Consider the following 5873-nt stretch of genomic DNA (forward strand, 5'->3'; position numbering starts at 1 on the left):
CTAGCCAGTTCTGAAATATTAGCTCTTTCATTACTTAATTGGACTGCTTTAGTCTTAAAAGCTGGATCATAAATTTTTCTTTCTCGTTTCATATGTTAAAAATAAGATTTTATTCTTAACTTTAACTGGAAGCTAAATTAGTATATCCAGTTTGTCTATGGTAAATAAAGGGAAATGGGTACGTTAAAAGGTACACATTTAATTGAAAAAGTTCACCATAGTTCACATAAAAATCAATTCTTTACGATTTAATTATACGGAGTTTTGCATGATCTCCAAACTTTTTAACTCATCAATTAATGGATTTATTGTCATAAGTAAGTATTGTTCTTTGAGTTTATATAAAAGTTCAGAGATTTAAATAGTAAATGTTTTCCCTATTTTTTCTTCTACATCTAGAGATTCATTTCTTTTACCAGCTTCAATACCTCGCATGTTACTTCTATCTAAATCCGAAATTTCAGCTAATTTTTATTGAGAATATTCTTTCGATAATCTAAATTCTATAACTCTTTATTCAAACTTTTTCTTTTTATCTTTCATATTACGAAGATGTAATTTAGTGGACAATTGTATAATATACGATTGTCTACTAGTATCGGATTTTATTATAAAAGGGTGTGTTTTATACTTCTAATTACTTAAACGTTTACCCTTTATTATTAAAATAAATTATCTCTTTAATCTGCACAAAATCCCTTCTAGCTTTTGCAGATAGCTATAGGTATCCAAGTATTTCTGGCATCAATTCTTTACGTGTTTTATTTCGTTAATAACTATTCTTTCAGTATTTAAATCTTCTAATGCAATACTTACTTAATTTTGTGTTATGATTAAGTAAAGAAGTTTATATACAACCAAAATATTTGAATTTTACACTCCATATTATTCAACCTTAATAGATTTAACTTTTGTTGATGTTGGAACTAGTTTATGATCTCCTTTTCCAGCTGATGATTTTATTGAAATATCAATTGATTTAAACAAGATGTTTTTTGAAATGGTAAAACGGGTTATTCAATAAAAAATGCAGGTATATTAGATGGTGATTTATTGGTAATTGATAAAAGTTTAGCTCCACAAGATGAAAAAATTGCTACTTGTCAAATCGATGGAGATTTTACTTTAAAAAGAATTAAGATAGAAAAGGATATTTTTTTGTTTAATATCTGAAAATAAGTACATTAGCTTATTAAGGTTACAGAATAAAACGAATTAACGATATGGGGAATCGTAATCTATAGCATCAATTTTTTTAGTTAGTTATGGATAGATTTAATTTAATATACTAAGATGAAATGAAAGGGTAGAGGTAATTTTAATATTTTTGCATTATGTACAAATTTCAACTTATGTCGAAAGCAATTAATTTTGAAAATTTCAAATTGTAAATTGTTTTTTTATGAAGTTGCATTCAATTCATCTATTTTGTTGAGATTGATTTTGATGAATTTTATTGTATATCTTCCGTTGACTGCATGATCATAACATTGCGAAATCTTACTAAAATTCAATCGAAAATAAGAACTTATAAAAGTGTTTTTATTTAAATCATATACAAAAATAATATTCATGATTACTCATAAAAGAAAAAACACTTACATTTTTTGTAAGTGTTTAATTAATTTTGTTTTAGAAATGTAGCAATTTGTAAGTATTTGTCAAAATACAAAGTAACTAAACTCTTAACTTAAATGTTTCTTTTTTTTATTTATGGTAAGAAATGAAACTATAATTGCAATAATTACTAAGGGAATTATCATTTCATCAATTGGAGATGCTAATGGTTCTGTTGCAGGGTCACCAGTTCCTCCACCAAAACCAGGATCCACTGGTGGTGTCCATTGCGCAAAAGTGATGAGTGAAAAAAGTAATAGATAAAGATATAGTATTTTTTTTGAAAACATAATAGTTGATTATTTAATAATTAATGATTGAGTAAATTTTTGATTGTTACTTAAATCATGTAATTGAATAAAATACATTCCGGTAGTTAATTTACTATTAAGTAAAATAGTTCCTGTATTGTTTTGTTTGTCTAATGCATCAAATTGTATCAACTGACCTAAATTATTGTAAATTTTATAATCATAAGTAGAATTAGTAGTTTCTGAATTGAAAAGTAGTGTTATGTTTTCTTGACTTTTAGCTGGATTTGGATAAATACTAAAATGGTTTTCTACTAAATTTTCGTTGTTTAGCATGGTGGATTGAAACACGATTTTAAATCTATTTCCCGTACTGAGTGAATTACTTGTTATTTGAAATGGATATTCAAATACAGAACCATCAATTGGTAATTCCGTTGTAGTTCCAGTGAATAAATCTTGCAAGTAAGCATAGCCAACATAATTAAAGTTCTCAGTGTATAGTTTTAGTTTATAGTTGCTCCCAATTATTGCTTGTGTTAAACGTAACGTTAAATAATCATTGTTTTGTATTGGAGCTCTGTGTTCAACTGATAATGAAAAATTACCATTCAATAAAGATAAATTTTCACTTGGATTGGCAAGTTTCATTCCATCATTTCCATCTATTGCATTAGATCCACCCGAATAAAAAGCAGCCACACAGCCATCCATGTTTACATAAGTTCCAGATACTTCTTTTTCTAAAAGGATTCTAAATAAATCGGCTGAAGTATTAGTTTGATTTTCGGTTGTTTTGTTTAAAGTTGTATTAGTAACTACATCACTTTTATGGGATTCTTTTATAGTTAATGAAGTTTCAGCTGAAGCAGCAATAACAAAAAAAGCTTCTCCAGACTGCAATATAGTAGAACCGTTAAAACTAGGAGCACCATCATTACTATATCCAGTAACTGTATCCCAAACTACATATCCACCCAAACTACCAATTGTTGGATCAATCACCCATATTTTATTTACACCTTCATTACCAGGTTCTGCTAAAATAGTTTCAAAATTAATTGGACTTGCGTAAGGATTACCTATAAGATAATATTTATTCGGAGTTATTCCGCTGTAGGTAATAGTTCCAGTAATTAAATCTCCAGCTGCAGTAACTGTTAAATTTGATTGATTTGGAATATAACCACCAGAATAATCGGTTCCATTTAAAAACGAATGTGGAGCAAATATTAGAAAACCATGATTTATTGAATCACTAAATAATGGTTCATTTAAGGTATTAGTGACATTTGCCCACGAGCCAGAAGTGTTGTTATATTTTCTAAGGTTGTAACTTGAATTTATAATATTAATCAATCCATTTCCAGGGATGGTATTTCCATCTACATCAAAAGACATGTCTCCAGTTGGCCCCCAAATCTCCATACCTGTATTTGATAATTCTACATAAATACCATTGTTTTGCCAATTATTATATACGGAATTATTTGAGTTTCCTTTCACAGGGGCTGTTAATAACCTCCAATTCCTTCTGTTATTTGGAAGATAACGCTGTACATTAACTTTTCCAGTAATGGTTGGATTATTTAATAATTTTGCTACTCTGGCTGTGTTAGAAACATCAGAAATTAATGTTATTTGCCCATCGGTTAAATTCACAACAGACGAACTAGGCACATCAAATAATTTTGAAACTTCTATTTTACCAACACCTGTAACAGAGCAACTTGCGGAAACAATTAAATTCTCAGGTTTGATATCAGTATTTATACTTACTCCGTTTGTATTTTCGATTGTCAAACTTTTAATAGGATTTAATCCTGAAGAAACAGGTGTTAATTCTCTACCTGATTGTTTAACTCCAGATCCGCTAGTTTGTAAATAAACAACATTATATGTGTTTGCAGTATTTGACATTCTTGGCCTCGATCCATTTCCATCTAAAAAACTTCCATCAGCTATATAAATTGTCGTGTTGTCTTCATAAGTTAAATATCTTACTGTTGGTCCAGAGGCTAACCCAGACATGATACCTTGAGAAAGATATAAACTTCCGCCTTCAGCTATTGTAGTAGCATTATTTGTGGTTCTAAATGTTCTTGGTGAATTTAAAATTAAATTTTTATATTTCAAAAAAGGCAAGTCATATAAAGTAGTTGCAATAGAATTAAATTCAACTGTTCCTTTTGAAAAATTAGGTGCATCACCACCTGAAGAAGCAATTAATGGTGAAGCATTTTTAAGCACTATTTTACTCTCTCCTTGATTTACATTATCAGTTTGATACCCCAAATTTGTAAAAGTTGTACTAGATTGTATATTAGAAACTAATTGCCCATAAAGTTCAATGGTTCCTGATATGTGTCTTAGTCTAGCAGGATTTGTTGATATTGTTGATAATACAGAAGTAATGCTGGTGCTAAAATTAATATCGTTGTTTACAATAATTTTTTCCATATTTTCAACATACAAAGTTGTTTGCTTGTCAAATAATGTCACAGTAAGTATATCGCCTACATAAATATCATTGACTTCAATTATTCCATAACCATTCAAATAGGTACTATTATTGTTTGAGTTAGTTGATACAACATAGATGTAATCAGAAACTGTTAATTTTATGGATGCATTTACCGTTATTGATGATATTCCACTGTCACTTCCTGGATTTGTAGTTAAACTGTTGCAAAATGCGTCAGTTGAAACTGTAATAGTATGATTACCAATGTTAACATCATCATTTACAGTTGGAATTCCACTTGGAGACCATGTTGAGGAACTATTCCAATCTCCAGATGCGATGCTTGTGTATGTAGTTTGTGAGTATAGTAAATTTTGGGTAAATAAGAGTAGTAGTAGTACTAATTTATAGTATTTTTTCATATGATTTTTTCAGTTTTGAATAATAAATACGTGTGAAGTAGTTTATGTATAACAAAGGTATTTTTTTTAAAACCTAAAGATTAAAAAAAAGTAATAAGTGGTTAGTTATTGATAATAAGTGTTGTTGATATTTTTTAAAATGTTTTTTGTCATTTATTTCACTCTTTTAGTTTTATATTTTCAAATAAAAAAGCTTTGGATTTATTTACATTTAAATATCATTAAACAACTCCTCAATGAAAAATTGAGGAGTTATTAGTTATTCCAAACAATGATTTATTTTATTGTTTAATCATTTTAAAAGTTTGTGTTTGTTCTCCCTGACGTGCTACAACCAAATACATTCCTGTAGGATAATAATTTCCTATTTCCAGACTTGATAATTCGTTAGCTTTTAATGAGTTACTTTCTATTATTTTTCCAGTTGCATCGTATACTTGATAAGACAAATTGTCTGTTTCACCTTCTAATGGGCTAATGTTAAATGATGTTTTAAACGGGTTAGGGTAGGCAGTCATTAGTGATGTTACTGACGATTTAGTATTTTCTGATCCAGCTTCTTGTTTTGCACTAGCACCTGGATCTGGCCCGATTGTTATACTACAATTTGAACTTTCTTCTCCATACTGAGTTCCTATTTTTATTGTAACAGTTACTTGGTAAGTAGTATTAAATGAGTAACTCATTTGAGTAAAATCAAAGTAATTATATGCGTTTTCCATTGTTGCAAGTAAAGTTGTTCCTGTAGCATCATAAATATTAAATTTATATGCCGTTGCATTTGCTATTTCATTAGCATACACAACATCATTATAAGTAATGGTTGTTCCACATAATATAATTTTAGCATTAGGAATGGAAGGAGTATACACACTACAAGGATTACCATAAGAACCTTGTTGAGCATTACTATGAATTCTAACACGAATACTATATTCACCTCCAAAAACTAGAGGTAATCCATCTACTTCTGACAATCTAAATTTAGAGTCATTAGAGATAACCGTTGTATAAACTGTTCCATTATACGTAACTTCAAATTCATATGTACTAGCTCCAACAACACCCGCAGCATAAATATTAGAAGTAGTTTCACTTAAATTGGCTCCACAAGAAGTA

The 5873-nt window shown here is 29.0% G+C and carries 5 protein-coding genes; 1 reads left to right on the forward strand and 4 read right to left on the reverse strand.

Going from position 1 to position 5873, the window contains the following annotated elements:
• Positions 1 to 1053 precede the first annotated feature (1053 nt).
• Positions 1054 to 1173 (forward strand): hypothetical protein, encoded by a 120-nt coding sequence (locus ACTF56_RS12700; RefSeq protein WP_438967282.1) that lies wholly within the window; start codon positions 1054 to 1056, stop codon positions 1171 to 1173.
• A gap of 227 nt (positions 1174 to 1400) precedes the next feature.
• On the opposite strand, the gene ACTF56_RS12705 is transcribed toward ACTF56_RS12700, so the two are convergent.
• From ACTF56_RS12705 to ACTF56_RS12720, 4 genes are all read right to left on the reverse strand, one after another.
• Positions 1401 to 1574 carry a hypothetical protein gene (locus tag ACTF56_RS12705; RefSeq protein ID WP_438967283.1) on the reverse strand — a complete coding sequence of 58 codons (174 nt, stop codon included), beginning with the start codon at positions 1572 to 1574 and terminating at the stop codon, positions 1401 to 1403.
• A 111-nt stretch (positions 1575 to 1685) separates the two neighbouring features.
• Positions 1686 to 1907: a hypothetical protein gene (locus tag ACTF56_RS12710; RefSeq protein ID WP_438967284.1), complete on the reverse strand. Its 222-nt coding sequence runs from the start codon at positions 1905 to 1907 to the stop codon at positions 1686 to 1688.
• A gap of 9 nt (positions 1908 to 1916) precedes the next feature.
• On the reverse strand, positions 1917 to 4754 hold the full coding sequence (locus ACTF56_RS12715; RefSeq protein WP_438967285.1) for a T9SS type A sorting domain-containing protein: 2838 nt from the start codon (positions 4752 to 4754) through the stop codon (positions 1917 to 1919).
• A gap of 281 nt (positions 4755 to 5035) precedes the next feature.
• A partial coding sequence (locus ACTF56_RS12720) for a T9SS type A sorting domain-containing protein (RefSeq protein WP_438967286.1) occupies positions 5036 to 5873 on the reverse strand: 838 nt, incomplete at its 5' end.

It is taken from the genome of Flavobacterium sp., from assembly GCF_965657075.1.
Lineage (GTDB): Bacteria > Bacteroidota > Bacteroidia > Flavobacteriales > Flavobacteriaceae > Flavobacterium.